The 15446-nt window shown below is 61.4% G+C and carries 17 protein-coding genes; 8 read left to right on the top strand and 9 right to left on the bottom strand.

Features of this window, described 5'->3' with window-relative positions; genetic code table 11:
- Nucleotides 1-15 precede the first annotated feature (15 nt).
- From grxC to Q1K29_RS04475, 3 genes are all read left to right on the top strand, one after another.
- The gene (gene grxC, locus Q1K29_RS04485) at nucleotides 16-276 is read left to right on the top strand and encodes a glutaredoxin 3 (protein ID WP_300391757.1); all 261 of its coding nucleotides are present in this window, start codon (nucleotides 16-18) and stop codon (nucleotides 274-276) included.
- 17 nt (nucleotides 277-293) lie between these two features.
- Nucleotides 294-731 carry a DUF1178 family protein gene (locus Q1K29_RS04480; RefSeq protein ID WP_300391756.1) on the top strand — a complete coding sequence of 146 codons (438 nt, stop codon included), beginning with the start codon at nucleotides 294-296 and terminating at the stop codon, nucleotides 729-731.
- 97 nt (nucleotides 732-828) lie between these two features.
- Nucleotides 829-1131, top strand: a complete 303-nt coding sequence (locus Q1K29_RS04475) for an aa3-type cytochrome c oxidase subunit IV (protein ID WP_300391755.1) — start codon at nucleotides 829-831, stop codon at nucleotides 1129-1131.
- A 9-nt stretch (nucleotides 1132-1140) separates the two neighbouring features.
- Here Q1K29_RS04475 and Q1K29_RS04470 read toward each other — a convergent pair whose 3' ends face one another.
- From Q1K29_RS04470 to Q1K29_RS04450, 5 genes are all read right to left on the bottom strand, one after another.
- Entirely contained in the window at nucleotides 1141-2307 is a 1167-nt protein-coding gene (locus Q1K29_RS04470; RefSeq protein ID WP_300391754.1) for an epoxide hydrolase family protein, read from the bottom strand.
- 89 nt (nucleotides 2308-2396) lie between these two features.
- Complete coding sequence (locus Q1K29_RS04465) at nucleotides 2397-2570, bottom strand: Flp family type IVb pilin (RefSeq protein ID WP_300391753.1); 174 nt, start codon at nucleotides 2568-2570, stop codon at nucleotides 2397-2399.
- 2 nt (nucleotides 2571-2572) lie between these two features.
- Entirely contained in the window at nucleotides 2573-2983 is a 411-nt protein-coding gene (locus tag Q1K29_RS04460; RefSeq protein ID WP_300391752.1) for a (deoxy)nucleoside triphosphate pyrophosphohydrolase, read from the bottom strand.
- Nucleotides 2980-4230 (bottom strand): bifunctional glutamate N-acetyltransferase/amino-acid acetyltransferase ArgJ, encoded by a 1251-nt coding sequence (gene argJ / locus Q1K29_RS04455; RefSeq protein ID WP_300391751.1) that lies wholly within the window; start codon nucleotides 4228-4230, stop codon nucleotides 2980-2982. The genes Q1K29_RS04460 and argJ overlap by 4 nt, the downstream gene beginning before the upstream one ends.
- The gene (locus tag Q1K29_RS04450; RefSeq protein ID WP_300391750.1) at nucleotides 4227-5234 is read right to left on the bottom strand and encodes a peptidylprolyl isomerase; all 1008 of its coding nucleotides are present in this window, start codon (nucleotides 5232-5234) and stop codon (nucleotides 4227-4229) included. The genes argJ and Q1K29_RS04450 overlap by 4 nt, the downstream gene beginning before the upstream one ends.
- 191 nt (nucleotides 5235-5425) lie before the next feature.
- Between Q1K29_RS04450 and secA the strand changes: the two genes are divergently transcribed.
- Entirely contained in the window at nucleotides 5426-8203 is a 2778-nt protein-coding gene (secA, locus tag Q1K29_RS04445; RefSeq protein ID WP_300391749.1) for a preprotein translocase subunit SecA, read from the top strand.
- Nucleotides 8204-8263: 60 nt separating this feature from the next.
- On the opposite strand, the gene Q1K29_RS04440 is transcribed toward secA, so the two are convergent.
- The gene (locus tag Q1K29_RS04440) at nucleotides 8264-9169 is read right to left on the bottom strand and encodes a 1-acyl-sn-glycerol-3-phosphate acyltransferase (protein ID WP_300391748.1); all 906 of its coding nucleotides are present in this window, start codon (nucleotides 9167-9169) and stop codon (nucleotides 8264-8266) included.
- 230 nt (nucleotides 9170-9399) lie between these two features.
- Here Q1K29_RS04440 and Q1K29_RS04435 point away from each other — a divergent pair, with 230 nt between their 5' ends.
- The 3 genes from Q1K29_RS04435 to zapE are packed head-to-tail and all read left to right on the top strand — an operon-like array spanning nucleotide 9400 to nucleotide 11664.
- Entirely contained in the window at nucleotides 9400-9837 is a 438-nt protein-coding gene (locus tag Q1K29_RS04435) for a response regulator (RefSeq protein WP_300391747.1), read from the top strand.
- A 59-nt stretch (nucleotides 9838-9896) separates the two neighbouring features.
- Complete coding sequence (locus tag Q1K29_RS04430; RefSeq protein ID WP_300391746.1) at nucleotides 9897-10514, top strand: rhomboid family intramembrane serine protease; 618 nt, start codon at nucleotides 9897-9899, stop codon at nucleotides 10512-10514.
- Between the two features lie 4 nt (nucleotides 10515-10518).
- The gene (zapE, locus tag Q1K29_RS04425; protein ID WP_300391745.1) at nucleotides 10519-11664 is read left to right on the top strand and encodes a cell division protein ZapE; all 1146 of its coding nucleotides are present in this window, start codon (nucleotides 10519-10521) and stop codon (nucleotides 11662-11664) included.
- 53 nt (nucleotides 11665-11717) lie between these two features.
- On the opposite strand, the gene rpmE is transcribed toward zapE, so the two are convergent.
- Nucleotides 11718-11936 carry a 50S ribosomal protein L31 gene (rpmE, locus tag Q1K29_RS04420; RefSeq protein WP_300391744.1) on the bottom strand — a complete coding sequence of 73 codons (219 nt, stop codon included), beginning with the start codon at nucleotides 11934-11936 and terminating at the stop codon, nucleotides 11718-11720.
- 133 nt (nucleotides 11937-12069) lie between these two features.
- On the opposite strand from rpmE, the gene Q1K29_RS04415 reads away from it, so the two are divergent.
- A complete protein-coding gene (locus tag Q1K29_RS04415) occupies nucleotides 12070-13908 on the top strand; it encodes an ABC transporter transmembrane domain-containing protein (RefSeq protein WP_300391743.1) in 1839 nt (612 codons plus the stop codon).
- Nucleotides 13909-13911: 3 nt separating this feature from the next.
- Here the strand turns inward: Q1K29_RS04415 and Q1K29_RS04410 are convergent, their stop codons facing one another.
- On the bottom strand, nucleotides 13912-14724 hold the full coding sequence (locus tag Q1K29_RS04410; RefSeq protein WP_300391742.1) for an inositol monophosphatase family protein: 813 nt from the start codon (nucleotides 14722-14724) through the stop codon (nucleotides 13912-13914).
- Between the two features lie 6 nt (nucleotides 14725-14730).
- Nucleotides 14731-15297, bottom strand: a complete 567-nt coding sequence (efp, locus tag Q1K29_RS04405) for an elongation factor P (RefSeq protein ID WP_300391741.1) — start codon at nucleotides 15295-15297, stop codon at nucleotides 14731-14733.
- Nucleotides 15298-15446 lie beyond the last annotated feature (149 nt).

Genomic DNA, 15446 nt, shown 5'->3' with positions numbered 1-15446 from the left:
AATCCCGGAGCCGAAATGCCAAAGGTCACCATCTATACGCGCGCCTTCTGTCCTTACTGCACACGGGCCGTGTCCCTCCTGCAGAAGAAGGGGGTCAATTTCGCTGAAGTCGATGCGGGCATGGACCCCGCCATGAAGCAGGAAATGGTCAAGCGGGCCAATGGCGCGCGCACCTTCCCCCAGATCTTCGTCGGGGATCGCCATATCGGCGGCTGTGACGAGATGATGGCCCTGGAGCGGGAAGGCAAGCTCGACCCCATGATCGACGCTGCCTGAAACCCGAGGCACAAACGATGATCCGCTATGCCCTTGAATGTCGTGATTGCGAGAGTGAGTTCGAAGCCTGGTTCGCTTCCTCGGAGGCGTTCGAAAAGCAGAAGGACCGGCACTTGATCGCCTGCCCCGACTGCGGCGGCAGCGACATCCGCAAGCAGATCATGGCGCCGTCGGTGCGCCCGTCAGAAAAATCCGGCGCTTCTGACCCGGAGCGCGTGTTTGGCAAGCTGGCCGCCAAGGCCCGCCAGCATATTTCCGAGAATTACGACTATGTCGGCGATGGCTTCGCGGAAGAAGCCCGCAGCATGTATTATGGCGAGCGCGACAGCCGACCGATCTGGGGCGAAACGACCACAGAAGAGCGTGAATCGCTGAAGGAGGAAGGCGTGCCCGCCGCTCCGCTGCCCCCTGCCTTTGTCCCGCCAAAGCAGGACGACAAGTCGAAACTGAACTAGTCAGACCCAACCCTTCAGCAGATGCGACCGCTTGGCCGCTTGACGACAGGCCTGCGCGCAATACAAACGGCACAAATAGCGGTACGGAGAGCGCCAGATGGCTTCGAACGAATACACACACGGCGAAATGCAGATCGACTCCCAGTCGAAAATGTATAGCGGCTTCATGAAGGCAAGTGCCTGGGGAAGCCTGATCCTTCTGATTGCCGTGGGCTATATGGTCTTTACCCTGTCAGTCGGCATGAACTGGCTGGTCTCACTGATCCTCTGCGCCGGCGCAGGCATTGCCATCGGCATGATCATGGGCATGGGCGGCGCCTGGATCGCGACCGTGGTCGCGCTGGCGGGGCTGGCCATCTTCATCCAGCTCCTGGTCTTCCTCTTCGGAATGGTCCTTTAAGGACGGCGCTCAGAGCAAGCGCGCCCATTTCCTGACATCCTCGGCAAACAGGCCGGGCACTTCCATGGCTGCGAAGTGTCCGCCTTTCTGCATGTCCGCCCAATACTGGATATTATAGGCCCGCTCGCACCAGCTTCGTGGAGGGGCGGGCAACAGGGTCTCGCCCGGATAATTGGCAAACCCCACCGGCACCTCGACACGCTTACCCTCGGGCAGAGAGCCGCCACCCTCGACAAAGAAGCCGGCATAATACCAGACTGAGGTCGCGATCGCGTCATTGACGAGATAGATCATCACATTGGTGAGCATCTGGTCTTTCGAATAGACACTAAAGAGATCGTCGTCTTCCAGGTGCGACCAGCCATGGAATTTCTCCAGGATCCAGGCGGCCGTCCCCATCGGCGAATCCATGAGCGCCATGGCCAGCGTCTGTGGCTTTGTCGCCTGCTCCATCAGGTAAGCACCCTCCGCCTGCATCGCGGCCTGGCTGGTGGCGAGCCATTCCTTTTCCGCGTCGGACTGCGGCACAGCCGGTGTCGGCCGGAAGCCCATCATGTTCAGATGGATGGCCTCGCACCCGCCTTCAGGCATGCTGGCAGCATGGTCGAAACCCAGCCAGGAGGTGACCATGCTGCCCCAGTCGCCGCCCTGGGCGAGATAGGTATCATAGCCCAGCACGTCCCGCATAAGCGTGTTGAACAGGGCCGCCGTCTTGCGCGGGCCGAAGGGGAAGGCTGGTTTTGCGGAAAAGCCATAGCCCGGCAGGGAGGGGATAATGAGATCGAAGGCATCGTCGGGAGACCCGCCATGTTTCGACGGGAAAGCGAGCGGGCCGATCGCCTCATAGAATTCGTAGAAGGACCCTGGCCAGCCATGCGTCAGCAGGAGCGGGCGCTTGCCTTCAGCCTCACCGACAACATGCAGGAAATGCAGGTCGAGGCCGTCAACCTCGGCCTTGAAGTGCGGCCAGGCATTAAGCTCCGCTTCGGCGGCGCGCCAGTCATACCCATCCAGCCAATAGGCCTGAATATCCTTCATCACCTCGGCCGCCATGCCGAATTGCCACGCGCCTCCTGCCGCTGGCGCCGGGAACCAGCGATAGGCGGCCACACGCTCACCGATACGCCCGAGCGTCGCCTCATCAATTTCGATGGAAAATGGTCGCGCACCAGCCATGGTTATCCTCCCTTGAGCGTTGCCCGTGGGAAGAGAATGCCGCTGCGCCGGGGCGCGTCAATGTCACGCCGGGGAAGCGTCAGAAATATCTAGCTGTCAGGGTAAGCGTTGGCAGCGGCTTCGAAATTCGTGTTCGTCGTCGCACCGACCTGCGTAACACCGCCAACAATGGCGAGCACGAGCAGACCGATCAGCAGCGCGTATTCGACCGCTGTCGCACCAACCTGGCTGGCGATGAAATTTTTATACAGACGCTTGATCATGCTCATCCTCGAAACCGCGTTGCCAGCTCTTCGAACATGGGTATGTCCGCCGGCGGCGCCGGATAATTTCCCAGATCAGCTGGCCGTACCCAAGCAAGTGCCTGACCCTCAAGCGGTACGGGATCACCGGTCCAGACGCGTAATTCGTAAAGTGGCATGAAAAGGTGAAAATCGGGATAATCGAAACTGGCAAAATTAAGCGGTTTCAGATCGTCCGGATTTACCGCTATCTGTAGCTCTTCCTGCAGTTCACGGCAAAGGGCAATTTCAGGCGTTTCCCCCTCTTCCAGCTTGCCGCCAGGAAATTCCCAGAGGCCCGCCATCGCTTTTCCTTCCGGGCGACGTGCGAGCAGGATGCAGCCATCTTCATCGAAAAGGGCCGCCGCGACGACGAAGACCATGCGCTTGGTCATGTCCGGTAGGCGCCGTTGATATCCACATAGGCGTGTGTGAGATCACAGGTCCACACCGTCCAGTCAGCCCGCCCTGCAGCAACATCGACACGAACGGAGATATGGTCACCGGCGAAATGACCGCTCGCTGCGGCTTCGTCATAACCGGATGCGCGCATCCCCCCCTCGGCGACGAGGTGGTCACCGAACCAGATGCGCATTTCGTCTTTCGAAATCGGCTCCAGCGACTTGCCGACCGCCATGACGATGCGGCCCCAGTTCGCGTCGCCTGCCGCGATGGCCGTCTTGATCAGGGGTGAGTTGGCGATGTGCAGGCCGATCGTCCTGGCCGAAGCCTCGGAAACGGCCCCCTCCACCCTGATCTCCACGAATTTGGACGCGCCCTCGCCATCCTTGACGAGCTGGTGGGCGAGATCGCGAAACGTGTCGTCGAGCAGACGCCGAAAGTCCTCAAGGCGCGGGTCATCGGCGTGCTCAATCAGCGGCGCGCCCGACGCACCTGTCGCGAACAGCTGGCAACTGTCGGACGTCGAGGTGTCGCCATCCACCGTTACCGAATTGAGCGTGCGGTCGACGCAGTCGCGCAGCAACGCATCAAGCGCGTCCGGCGCGATGGCGGCATCGGTGAAGACATAGCAGAGCATGGTCGCCATATTCGGCATGATCATGCCGGAGCCCTTCAGGATGCCCGCCACAGAGACATCGGCCCCCTCAATTTCGCATGTGCCGCCGGAGGCCTTGGGGAAAGTGTCCGTGGTCATGAAAGCGCGTGTGCAGGCTTCCCAGTCCGGTGCAGAGAGGCTGGCGGAGAGGCCGGGCAGCATCTGGCCGACATAGTTCGCATCAGGCAGCGGCTCACCAATGACGCCGGTGGCGGCCAGGAAGCATTCCTCGCGCGGCACGCCGAGCGTTTCGGCCATGGCCTTCAGGGTCGCTTCATTCTTCAGGACACCGGCCTTTCCGGTGAAGGCGTTGGAATTGCCGGCATTCACGACGAGCGCACGGGCCTGGCCCTGGCCGGCCTTCAGCGCCTCACGGCACCAGTCAACGTCGGCCGAGGCCGTGTGCGAACGTGTGAAGACGCCCGCCGTGGTCGTGCCCTCAGGCAGGAAGAAGAGGAACACATCGTCACGGTCGACGCCGCGTCGGGCGTAGAAACCGCGGGAGGCCGTCGCCGCACGCACACCTTTGACGGCGGGGAGGGCCGGAAAGTGCTCCGGCGCGAAGGGAGATGGCTTGAGTTTCATTGTATGGGACTGTCTTCGGTTTCCTGCGAAGCGTCCGGACCGGCGGCTTCGCTTTCTGCTGACGCGTTGCCGCCTTCGTCAGCGGTCCCGCCTTCCTCGCCAGGCTCGGCGAAGTCTGACTCAACCGGATTTTCGAGGTAGGAGAGGTTCGGCGGCCCGCCGTCACGTTGCTGGATATCGGCCTCGGCGCGCAGGTTACGCAGGATCTTGGAGATTTCCGTGAACGTCAGGTAGGTGACGATTTCCGGACGCATCTCGTTCTTGGTTTTTGGAGGACGGGTCCGCCGCTCCTCGACCTTTAGAATGTGCCAGCCCTGTTCGGACTCAAACGGCTCCGACATCTCGCCGGAGGGCGTATCGGCAATCACCGAAGGGAACGGATCGATCATTGCGTTCGGGGCCACCCAGCCAAAGGAGCCGCCATCCAGCCGGGTTCGTGTGTCCTTTGAGTTCTCGAAGGCGAGCGTGGTGAAGTCCTCGCCTGAACGGGCCTGCTCCAGCACCGCTTCGGCCTCCTCCTGCGTCTCCACCAGGATATGACGGATGCGCACCTCGTCGTCGAGCTGCTGCAGCTTGACCTGCTCATCATACATCTGGTCGATGGCGGCTTCGGTGACTTCCGTGGAAACGAGGTTCTCCATCAGGAAATTGCCAAGCAGGCGCTCACGGGCGGTCTCCAGGCGGCGCTGGGCCTGCGGCGAGCGATCAAGGCCGCGCCGGACAGCCTCCTGGGCGAGCAGGCGCTGGTCAATCAGCTGGTCGAGGACGATCTGGTACTCGGTATGATCCGGGCCGAACGCTTCACCGGGTTCGATGCGTCCCTGGGCGACAGCTTCAAGCTCGACGTCGGAAATATAGATCGGCTCGCCATTGACCACAGCCGCCGTCGAGGCGTCGAAACCGACCTGCCTTTCGCGGAGAGGATCGCCGGTGGGGTTACAGCCCGCCAGGACCAGAAGGCCTGTCAGGAGCGTGCCAAGGAAGAGAGCCCGGGAGGATTTCATGCAAATTCCCTTTCTTGCTGCAACAGCCGCCCGCATTGACACCCTCTGAGCGCGTTCTTAAGTCTCCGGCGGCGACTGGTCGAGAGGTTAGTTTGCCCGGCGCGCACGCGAAGCCAGTGTGCACCTTCTGTCAACGTCTTGAAGGCAGGAGGGCCTAACCAAGTCAACAGCGCAGTTTGGTGTTCGGTGATATGCTTTCAGTTGCCCGTAAACTCTTTGGCTCTGCCAATGACAGAAAAATCAAGCCCATGCGCAAGCGCGTTGAGAGGATCAACGCGCTTGAGCCACAATTGGAGGGGCTGTCTGACGAGGAGCTGAAGGCCAAGACGGCCGAGTTCCGCGAACGTCTCGACAAGGGCGCCAAGCTCGATGACCTGCTTGAGGAAGCCTTCGCTGTCGTGCGCGAGGCCTCGAAACGCGCACTTGGCATGCGGCATTTCGACGTCCAGCTGATTGGTGGCATGGTCCTGCACCAGGGCTCCATTGCCGAAATGCGCACAGGTGAGGGCAAGACGCTTGTGGCAACACTGGCGGTTTATCTCAATGCGCTCGCTGGCAAGGGCGTCCACGTCATTACCGTCAACGATTATCTCGCCAGCCGTGACGCTGAGTGGATGGGCAAGATTTACGGCTTCCTTGGTATGACCACCGGAAGCATTGTCCACGGCCTCGACGACCAGCAGCGCAAGGCCGCCTATGCCTGCGACATCACCTACGGCACGAACAACGAATTCGGCTTCGACTATCTGCGCGACAACATGAAGTACTCGCTCGAGCAGATGGCGCAGCGCGGCCACGCCTATGCCATCGTCGACGAAGTCGACTCCATCCTGATCGACGAGGCGCGCACGCCGCTCATCATTTCCGGCCCGACCGACGACCGCTCGGACCTCTACCGCACCATCGACCAGCTGATCCCAAAACTCGACGAAGAAACCGATATCGAGCTCGACGAGAAGCAGCGCTCGGTCACCTTCACAGAAGACGGCATGGAGAAGATGGAGCGGATGCTGGAAGAAGCCGGCCTGATCGAAGGCTCGCTCTGGGACCCGCAGAATGTCACCATCGTGCACCACTCCAATCAGGCGCTTCGGGCCCACAAACTGTTCTTCCGCGACAAGCATTACCTGATGAAGGACGATCAGGTGATGCTGGTCGACGAGTTCACCGGACGCATGATGGAAGGCCGCCGCCTCTCGGAGGGTCTCCACCAGGCCATCGAGGCCAAGGAAGGCGTCGATATCAAGCCGGAAAACCAGACGCTCGCCTCGATCACCTTCCAGAATTATTTCCGCCTCTATGACAAGCTCGCCGGCATGACCGGTACGGCCATCACCGAAGCGGCCGAATTTGCCGACATCTACAAGCTCGAAGTCTTCCAGCTGCCGACCAACAAACCGGTCCAGCGGATCGACGAGGACGACGTCGTCTACCGGATCGCCAAGGCGAAATACAAGGAAATCATCGACGAGGTGCGCGATGCCCGCGCCAAGGGCCAGCCGGTTCTTCTGGGCACCGCCTCGATCGAAAAGTCGGAGATCATCTCCACCCTGCTCACCCAGGCGAAGATCCCGCATAATGTGCTGAACGCACGCCACCACGAACACGAAGCCGAAATCATCGCAGAAGCCGGTATTCCGGGCGCGGTCACGGTTGCGACGAACATGGCCGGCCGCGGGACCGACATCCAGCTTGGCGGCAACTTCGAGATGCGCATGTGGAAGGCGGAGGAAGAGTTCGAGGCCCAGCATGGCCGCGAGCCGACCGACGAAGAGCGCGCGACCCTGGAAGCCGAGATCAAGACCTCCATCGAAGGCGGCAAGAAGGAAGCGCTTGCCGCTGGCGGTCTCTTCGTCATCGGTACCGAGCGCCACGAAAGCCGCCGGATCGACAACCAGCTTCGCGGCCGGACCGGCCGTCAGGGCGACCCGGGCAAGTCAAAATTCTTCATCTCGGTCGAAGACGACCTGATGCGCGTCTTCGCCGCCGACCGTCTCAACTCGATCATGAAGAGCCTCGGCATCAAGGAAGATGAGGGCATCACCCATCCCTGGATGAACAAGGCGATCGAGACCTCGCAGAAGAAGATCGAGGAACGCAACTTCGAGATCCGCAAGAACGTCCTCAAATATGACGACGTCATCAACGATCAGCGCAAGGCGATGTTCGAGCAGCGCCGCGAATTCATGCTGTCCGACAATGTGACCGAAGTCGTCACCGACATGCGTCACGATGTGATCGATGGCTGGGTCGCCCGGGCCATGCCGCCAAAGGCGTTTGCAGAGCAATGGGACGTCGATGGTCTTACCGAAACGCTGAAGACTGAACTGGACCTCGACCTGCCCATCTCGAAATGGGCGGCTGAAGAGGGCGTGGCGAACGAAGAGATCGCCGAACGCATCCGCGTGGCGGCTGACCAGCATTTCGAGCAGAAGGTCGAACAGGCCGGCGCCAAGCAGATCCGCCAGGTGGAAAAGCAGGTTCTCCTGCAGGTTCTCGATGGGCGCTGGCGCCAGCATCTTCAGCAGATCGACCAGCTGCGTTCGGTCATCCACCTGCGCTCCTATGGGCAGCGTGACCCGCTGAACGAGTTCAAGGAAGAAGCCTTCAAGCTCTTCAATGACCTGCTCGACACGATGCGCGTGGAAGTGTCCCGCATCCTGATGAACATCCGGATCGCCCCGCCGGCGACCGATGAGCAGAAGGCCCAGCTGGCCGCGGCCCGCGAGAAACTGCTGCAACGCGAGCAGATGCAGGAATCTCACCTTAATCCGGACACCGGCGACAACGAGATGACCCCGGACGTCGTCGAGAAACCGGGTGAAGTCCAGCAGCCCGGCCCGCCGCTGCAGCAGGCCGAGGCCGACTGGTCCAACACGCCGCGCAATGCGCCCTGCCCCTGTGGGTCAGGCAAGAAGTACAAGCATTGCCACGGATCGTTGACGGGCGCCGACCAGCAACGCGTCTAGGGCTTCGCAAACAGGATTACCGAAAGGGCCATCCTCAGCGATGGCCCTTTTTCTTGCCGCCTATTCCCCGCCTTCGGGCATGAATTCGAGATGCGGATCCTCGTTCAGCGCATAGGCGACGTGCTCCTTGAGCAGCTCGGTGATGACGCTGGCATCGCCGGACAGACGCTCTGGCGGAATGATCGGACCGAAGCTCATGTCGAATTCCGCGCGCTTCTTGTTCAACAGCTCATGGAAGAGCGTGATGTCGCGCAGCTCCCCGTTTATCTTGCTGAGCTTGTAGAACATCCAGGAATTCTCGGCATCGACATGCAGGGGGACGATCGGCGCCTTCTGTTTGCGTGCAAGGCTGACCACTGTCGGAAACCAGTCCTGTTCAGTGAGCTCGCCGTCCACTTTCTTGGCGAGCTTGCCGGACGGAAAGATGACGATGCACTTTTCCTGCTCGAACGCTTCGGCAGCCCGGCGCAACGTCTCGCGCGTCTTGGCGGGCGTGCGCTTGTCAGCCACCCATTCGATCGGGATGATGACATCGGTAAATTGCGGATTCACCCTGAGCGCATCGGCATTTGCGAAGAAAACGACATCGTCACGCTTGCGAATCAGGGCGTCCCAGACGGCCACCCCATCGGCCAGCCCGGTCGGATGGTTTGCCGCGACCACAACCCGCCCCTTTTCCGGCAGCCGGTCTAGGTGGCGCAGGTCCAGGCTGACGGCGAGTTTCTCGGACAGGAATTCGAAGGATTGGCGTCCAGACAGCGTCATCAGCGTGTCAGCCATCTGCCGCGCCTTTGAATATCCAAGCAGGCCGTAAAGCACAGGCCGCACGATCGGCCACGACCAGTGGCCTGAAAAACTCGGGCAGCGTTCCTCAATCAGCGTATCGACGATATGCTGGTCGGGCTCCTCGATATCTTTCAGGAAAGCCGAGGTTGCCGGATTTTTATTGATTACGTCTTCCGTCATCGGCCTTTGTCCGGAGCTGCGTCTGACACGCCGTCAGCGCCACAAGCCCTTACGTTATCACAGATTCTGCCCACTGCACGATAACCCTGCGGCTTAGGCAATACTTTGATTTGTCAACGTTTCAGCAAGTTTCGCTTTACCAAGCTGTAATGCGAAGCTGCCAGATTGGGGACAGTTGAAGGGGGAGCGCTGATGGTGCTCCGGTGACTTGTTTGAACAGGGTAGAGTCTATGAAAGTTCTATGGATTGAGGATCAGGAACCGGTACGCGACATGCTGAGCATTGCCGCTGACAAGGCGGCGCGCGCCCGGGTTCAGGTCGACATCGTCCTGGCGCACACCCTGATGGAGGCTGAACGCCGCCTGCGGCTGGAGCGTTTCGACCTTATCCTTACTGAACTGACACTCCCCGACAGCTATGATGGCGACATGACCATCGCGCGGCTGGCAAACATGGGCAATCATCGCATCGCTGTCTCGACCGCCCACCCCGACCGCGACCAGATTGTCGATACGGCGCTGCGCTGCGGCTGCAACATCGCGCCCGAACCGGTCTTCAAGGCAAGCCTGCCCTACAACCGCTTCATCCAGCGCCCGGAAGCCATGTTCGACTTCATGATCGACCTGATGGAAGACCAGGTCTCCGGCGCAGCGCGAACGGCCGCCTGAGACAGGACGACACGCAAAAACTCCATGCGTTTGCAAGGCGCTTGCGCTAGGGCAGGGATATGGAGTCCTTTTCGCAGTTCCCGGCCACGCTCACCCTGATTGCGGCCAATGTCCTGGCCAGTATCTATGCCTGGCTGAACCCGCCCTTCCTGGTGGGCAATCTCTTCCATGTCGCCGCCATCCGCCAGAACAGGGAATGGCACCGCCTGGTGACCGCAGGCTTCCTGCATGGCGGTGTATTTCACCTGCTGATCAACATGTTCGTCCTTTTCCAGTTCGGCGGATTTATCGAATACTGGGTCGGCACGGTAAATTTCATCATCATCTATTTCGCCGCCCTTCTCGGCGGCAATCTCTGGGCGCTGATGGAGAATTTCCGCAATCCGGACTATCGCGCACTCGGTGCCTCCGGGGCGACTTCAGGCATCATCCTGTCCTTTTGCCTGTTTGCGCCCTTTGCGATGCTCTACGTCATCATCATCCCGATGCCGGCGGTCGTCTTCGCGATCCTGTTCATCGGGATCAGCGCCTTTCTCGCGCAGCGCGAGAACCGCGTGATCGGCCACGAAGCCCATATCGGCGGCGGGATTGCGGGCCTTCTGGCGACAATCGTGCTCGAGCCCGGCGCCCTTGCGACCTTTGCAGAGCAGGTCTCCAGCGTGCTTGGAGGAGGCTAAGGCGATGAGTGTCGAGACCGCCTATTGCGAGCGCGTCCGGTCCGGCCAGCTAAGCGAGGACCCGGCCCAGCTCGAAGCGTCCCGCAAGCTTGATGGCGTGCTGGACCGTATCGTCAACGCCCCCTCCGGCGGGCTCTTCCGCAAGCCGCCGCATATACGCGGGCTCTACATGTGGGGTGGTGTCGGACGTGGCAAGTCCATGCTGATGGACCTGTTTCACGAGCTCGCGCCTGTGGCCTCAAAACGCGTGCACTTCCACGAGTTCATGGGCCGTGTGCATGACGAGATGAACAACTGGCGCGAGATGAGCGACAGCGAACGCCGCCGCGCCGCACACCGCGTGAAAGGTGCCGGGAGCGACCCGATCCCTCCTGTGGCGAAACTCATCGCGTCCGAGGCGAAACTCCTGTGCTTCGACGAATTCCAGGTCACCCAGATCGCCGACGCCATGATCCTCGGGCGGCTGTTCGAGCATCTCTTCGAAGACCGCGTCACGGTGGTCGCGACCTCCAACCGCCATCCGGACGACCTCTACAAGGACGGCCTCAACCGTCAGCTCTTCCTGCCCTTCATCGAGATGATCAAGGAGCAGTGCGAAGTGTTTGAGCTGGCCTCGGAGCGTGATTACCGCCTTGAGCGGCTCACGGAAGCGCCGGTCTGGCATGTCCTGAGCGGTGAAGACGCCACTGCCCGGCTAGACAAGGCGTTCGACCGGCTGACGCTCGGCGCGCACCCCAATCAGTGCTTCCTGCATGTAAAGGGGCGCAAGCTCCTCGTCCCGAAGGAAGCCGCCGGTGTGGCGCGCTTCACATTTTCCGAACTCTGCGAGAAACCGCTGGGCGCGCGCGACTATCTCGCCATTGCGGCCAACTTTCACACCGTGCTGCTCGATGGCATCCCCCAGCTGACACCGGAAAAGCGCAACGAAGCAGCCCGCTTCGTTGCCCTGATCGATGCGCTTTACGAGGCCCGCGTCAAACTTGTCGCGACAGCCGCCGCGGAACCGGACGATCTGTACCCGTCAGGCAGCGGCAGCTTTGAATTCCAGCGCACCGCCAGCCGCCTGCACGAGATGCGCTCGAAGGAATATCTAGCGCTCGAACACCGTGTACCGCCGCGTGCGGAAGACCTTGAACAGACAGGCAAATAAAAACCCCGGCCTTGGGAGCCGGGGTTTTCAAAATATTTTCGAGGCAAAAGCGCTTAAACGCCGAAGCCCTTGAACTTGTCCTTGAAGCGCGACACGCGGCCACCGCGGTCGAGCTGCTGCGAACCGCCCGTCCAGGCCGGGTGCGAGGTCGGGTCGATATCGAGGTGCAGCTTGTCACCTTCCTTGCCGTAGGTGGAACGGGTCTGGTACTCGGTTCCGTTCGTCATCACGACAGTGATGAAGTGGTAATCGGGATGGCCTTCGGCTTTCATCGTCTCTAGTCCTTCGCGTCAGCGGCCAAACACACACTCTGCGCGGTTTGGCCTCTGTGAAATTCGGAAAGCGGCGTCATAAGGGAAACTCGCCGCGCCCGCAAGGGGCTGACGGCAAGCGAGGTGCAATGCGATGAGCGATGCGACAGATAGTGTGACCGATGACCGCCGGGAGACCGTCGGCGACGAGGCCATCAAGAACCGGCCCAAGGCGCGCAGCATCAAGCCGCTCGCCCTGCTCTGGCCTTATGTAAAGCGCCATATCGGGCTGGTTCTCATCGCGGCGGTCTTCCTCGTCGTGGCGACCATGGCGTCGCTGACCATCCCGCTCCTGTTTGGCCGTGCGGTTGATGCCGGCCAGGGTAATACGAGCGGCGCACAGCTTCTTGAGACGATCGACCGGTATTTCTTCTACGTACTGCTGGCCGCCATCCTGATGGGTATATTGAGCGCGCTGCGCTTCTATTTCGTGTCGCGCTTCGGCGAACGTGTCGCCGCCGACCTGCGCACAGACCTTTATGCCAAGCTGCTTGGCCTCAGCCCGCGCTTCCATGCGAATATCCGCTCCGGTGAGGCCGTGTCACGGCTGACAGCGGATGTCTCCCTCATTGAGACCTTCCTCGGCTCGTCGGCGTCCCTGGCGACGCGCACGCTGCTGTCGACGACTGGCGCGATCATCATGATGCTGGTCACGAACTGGAAGCTGGGCGGCACGCTCCTCCTGATGATCCCGCTCGCCATGCTCCCGGTCATATTTATTGGCCGCATCATCCGTGGCGCCTCCAGCCGGGCGCAGTCGCGCCTGGCCGATGCCGGCGCCGATGCAGGCGAAGCGCTCGATGCCATCGAACTCGTTCAGGCCTACGGACAGGAAGAACGCCGCCGCCTTTCCTTCTATGCAGCCGCCGAAGCTGTTTTCCAGGCCGGACTCAAGCGGATCACGGCGCGGGCCTTCATGATCCTGGCTGTCTCCGTGATGCTGCTTGGCGGCATGGTCGGCATCCTCTGGCTTGGCGCACGCGCGGTCGCAACCGGGTCCATGACGCCCGGCGAACTGACACAGATGATCCTCTACGCCTTCTATGCCGGCTCCGGCTTCGGCATGCTGGCGGAAGTGTGGGGCGAGGTCATGCGCGCGGCAGGCGCGTCCGACCGGGCGAGCGAAATCCTCAAGGAAACGCCGGACATCCGCGCTCCGGAAAGCGCCCTGCCCCTGGCGGAACCGTCGGCCGGTCATCTGGTCTTCGAAGGCGTCGACTTCTCCTATGACCGGGAAGGCATGCCGGCGCTGAAAGGTCTCGACCTTGATGTGCAGCCCGGCGAGTTCGTGGCGCTTGTGGGCCCTTCAGGCGCCGGCAAGTCGACCGTCTTCCGCCTCGCGCTGCGCCTTTTCGATCCGCAGGCCGGGCGCATCCTTGTCGACGGTGTCGCCTCGACCGGAACGGACCCCGCCCTCTGGCGCAGCCTGTTTGCCTATGCCCCGCAGGAATCCGCGCTCTTTACCGGCACGGCACGCGAGAACATCGCTTTCGGGTCGGTCGGGCCCGTCACCGATGAAGAGCTGATCCGGGCAGCAAAAATGGCCGAAGCCTGGCGCTTCCTGGAAGAGAAAGGCGGCCTCGACGCCCATATCGGCCAGAAGGGCCGCAGCCTGTCAGGCGGCCAGCGCCAGCGGATCGCGCTTGCCCGTGCGCTGGTCCGCGAAGCCCCGGTCCTGCTGCTCGACGAAGCCACCTCCGCGCTCGACAGCGAGAGCGAGCGTCTTGTTCAGAAGGCCATCGCCAACGCAGCCGAAGGCCGCACCACGCTCGTCATCGCCCACCGCCTGTCGACCATTCATCGCGCCGACCGCATCCTCGTCATGGACAAGGGCGAGATCGTCGAACAGGGCACGCATGATGCGCTGGTCGCGAAAGGCGGGCTCTATGCAAGGCTGGCCGAGATGCAGTCCGCCGCAAAGGCGGCAGAATAGCCGTCAATCCGCGCCGAAAGCCTTTGCCTTGCGGATGCGCTCTTTCAGCTGCGGCAGGAGGCGTTCGTTGGCGGCAATGATATTACCCGTGGTCTGAACGTCGCCGCCCTCGATTTCCTCGACATGGCCATAGGCTTCGCGCACGAGCACGATGCCAGCAGCAATGTCCCAGGACTTGAGGCCACGCTCCCAGAAGCCGTCGAAACGCCCGGCGGCCACATAGGCAAGATCCAGCGCGGCGGAGCCATAGCGGCGGATCCCGGCGCAGACCGGCGTCATGGCCGCAATCTCGTTGGCAAAGGTCCGGTGCGCGGATTCAGCCTTGCCGAGCCATGGCGTACCGGTCGCAAAGACCGCCTCTTCGAGACGCTTGCGGCCCGCGACCAGAAGCTTGCGCTGGTCGAGCCACGCGCCGCGTCCCGTCTCGGCCCAGAAAATCTCGTTCTTGGCGACATCATAGACGACGCCGGTCAGAAGCTTGCCTTCCCGCTCCAGCGCAATCGATACGGCATAGTGCGGCTGGCCATGCAGGAAGTTCAGCGTGCCGTCGAGCGGATCGACAATGAAGCGGTTGGATTTGTCGGTACCCTCGACGACGCCGCGCTCTTCCATGACGAAGCCGTAGCCCGGCCGCGCCTTGCTGAGACTTTCATAGATGATGTCCTCGGCGCGATGATCCGCGTTGGAAACGAAGTCTGCTGGGCCCTTCTTGGAGACCTGCAGGTTTTCGACCTCGTGAAAATCGCGCGCAAGCGAGCGGCCCGCCTGGCGGGCGGCATTGATCATCACGGTTCCGACGGGTGAGGGCTTTGACATAGCGGACTAGTCGGCGCGCTTGAGATAGGTGGTGTCGGAGGTCTGCACGACGATGCGCTCGCCGACGCCGCAGAAGGGCGGGACCATGACGCGAATGCCGTTCTCGCAGGTCGCCGGCTTGAAGCTGTTGGCGGCTGTCTGTCCCTTCACGACCGGTTCGGTCTCTTCGATGGTCAGGATGACCTGGTCCGGCAGCGAAATGCCGATCGGCTTGTCTTCGTAGAATTCGATCACGACCACCATGCCGTCCTGCAGGAAGTCGCCCTGGTCGCCGATGAAGTCTTTCTGGATCTCGATCTGCTCGAAGTTTTCCTGGTCCATGAAGGCATAGGCTTCGCCGGCATCGAACAGGAACTGGAAGTCGCGCTGCTCGAGGCGAACCTTTTCCACTGTCTCCGACGACCGGAAACGCTCATTGAGCTTCGAGCCGTTGATCAGGTTACGCAGTTCGACCTGGTTGAAGGCGCCGCCCTTGCCGGGCTTCACCGAGTTGGTCTTTACCGCACGCCAGACGCTGCCCTGGTGCTCGATGACATTGCCCGGCTTGATTTCGTTGCCGTTGATCTTGGCCATTTTCGATCAGACTCCTGCTGGTCCTAGAGGGCGCGAGGTAGCGGCAGGGCCCGCACCGGTCAAGTTGTGGAAGCTGCTTGTATGGACAGATACTGAATTTTCAGTTTTCTTCTGAAAGAGTTGCGGCTGGCCACACTGAGGGGCGACCC

The organism is Henriciella sp. (genome assembly GCF_029937755.1).
Lineage (GTDB): Bacteria > Pseudomonadota > Alphaproteobacteria > Caulobacterales > Hyphomonadaceae > Henriciella.
The sequence above is the reverse complement of the archived record's forward strand: the minus strand, read 5'-3'. Positions and strand labels throughout refer to the sequence as shown.

Bases quoted from the DNA above. Each gene is read 5' to 3' on its own strand.
- Q1K29_RS04415 (WP_300391743.1), top strand. From the start codon at position 12,070: ATGAGCGATGCGACAGATAGTGTGACCGATGACCGCCGGGAGACCGTC.
- Q1K29_RS04470 (WP_300391754.1), bottom strand. From the start codon at position 2,307: ATGGCTGGTGCGCGACCATTTTCCATCGAAATTGATGAGGCGACGCTC.
- Q1K29_RS04430 (WP_300391746.1), top strand. From the start codon at position 9,897: ATGGAGTCCTTTTCGCAGTTCCCGGCCACGCTCACCCTGATTGCGGCC.
- Q1K29_RS04460 (WP_300391752.1), bottom strand. From the start codon at position 2,983: ATGACCAAGCGCATGGTCTTCGTCGTCGCGGCGGCCCTTTTCGATGAA.
- Q1K29_RS04480 (WP_300391756.1), top strand. From the start codon at position 294: ATGATCCGCTATGCCCTTGAATGTCGTGATTGCGAGAGTGAGTTCGAA.
- grxC (WP_300391757.1), top strand. From the start codon at position 16: ATGCCAAAGGTCACCATCTATACGCGCGCCTTCTGTCCTTACTGCACA.
- efp (WP_300391741.1), bottom strand. From the start codon at position 15,297: ATGGCCAAGATCAACGGCAACGAAATCAAGCCGGGCAATGTCATCGAG.
- zapE (WP_300391745.1), top strand. From the start codon at position 10,519: ATGAGTGTCGAGACCGCCTATTGCGAGCGCGTCCGGTCCGGCCAGCTA.
- Q1K29_RS04435 (WP_300391747.1), top strand. From the start codon at position 9,400: ATGAAAGTTCTATGGATTGAGGATCAGGAACCGGTACGCGACATGCTG.
- secA (WP_300391749.1), top strand. From the start codon at position 5,426: ATGCTTTCAGTTGCCCGTAAACTCTTTGGCTCTGCCAATGACAGAAAA.
- Q1K29_RS04410 (WP_300391742.1), bottom strand. From the start codon at position 14,724: ATGTCAAAGCCCTCACCCGTCGGAACCGTGATGATCAATGCCGCCCGC.
- Q1K29_RS04450 (WP_300391750.1), bottom strand. From the start codon at position 5,234: ATGAAATCCTCCCGGGCTCTCTTCCTTGGCACGCTCCTGACAGGCCTT.
- Q1K29_RS04465 (WP_300391753.1), bottom strand. From the start codon at position 2,570: ATGATCAAGCGTCTGTATAAAAATTTCATCGCCAGCCAGGTTGGTGCG.
- Q1K29_RS04475 (WP_300391755.1), top strand. From the start codon at position 829: ATGGCTTCGAACGAATACACACACGGCGAAATGCAGATCGACTCCCAG.
- Q1K29_RS04440 (WP_300391748.1), bottom strand. From the start codon at position 9,169: ATGACGGAAGACGTAATCAATAAAAATCCGGCAACCTCGGCTTTCCTG.
- argJ (WP_300391751.1), bottom strand. From the start codon at position 4,230: ATGAAACTCAAGCCATCTCCCTTCGCGCCGGAGCACTTTCCGGCCCTC.
- rpmE (WP_300391744.1), bottom strand. From the start codon at position 11,936: ATGAAAGCCGAAGGCCATCCCGATTACCACTTCATCACTGTCGTGATG.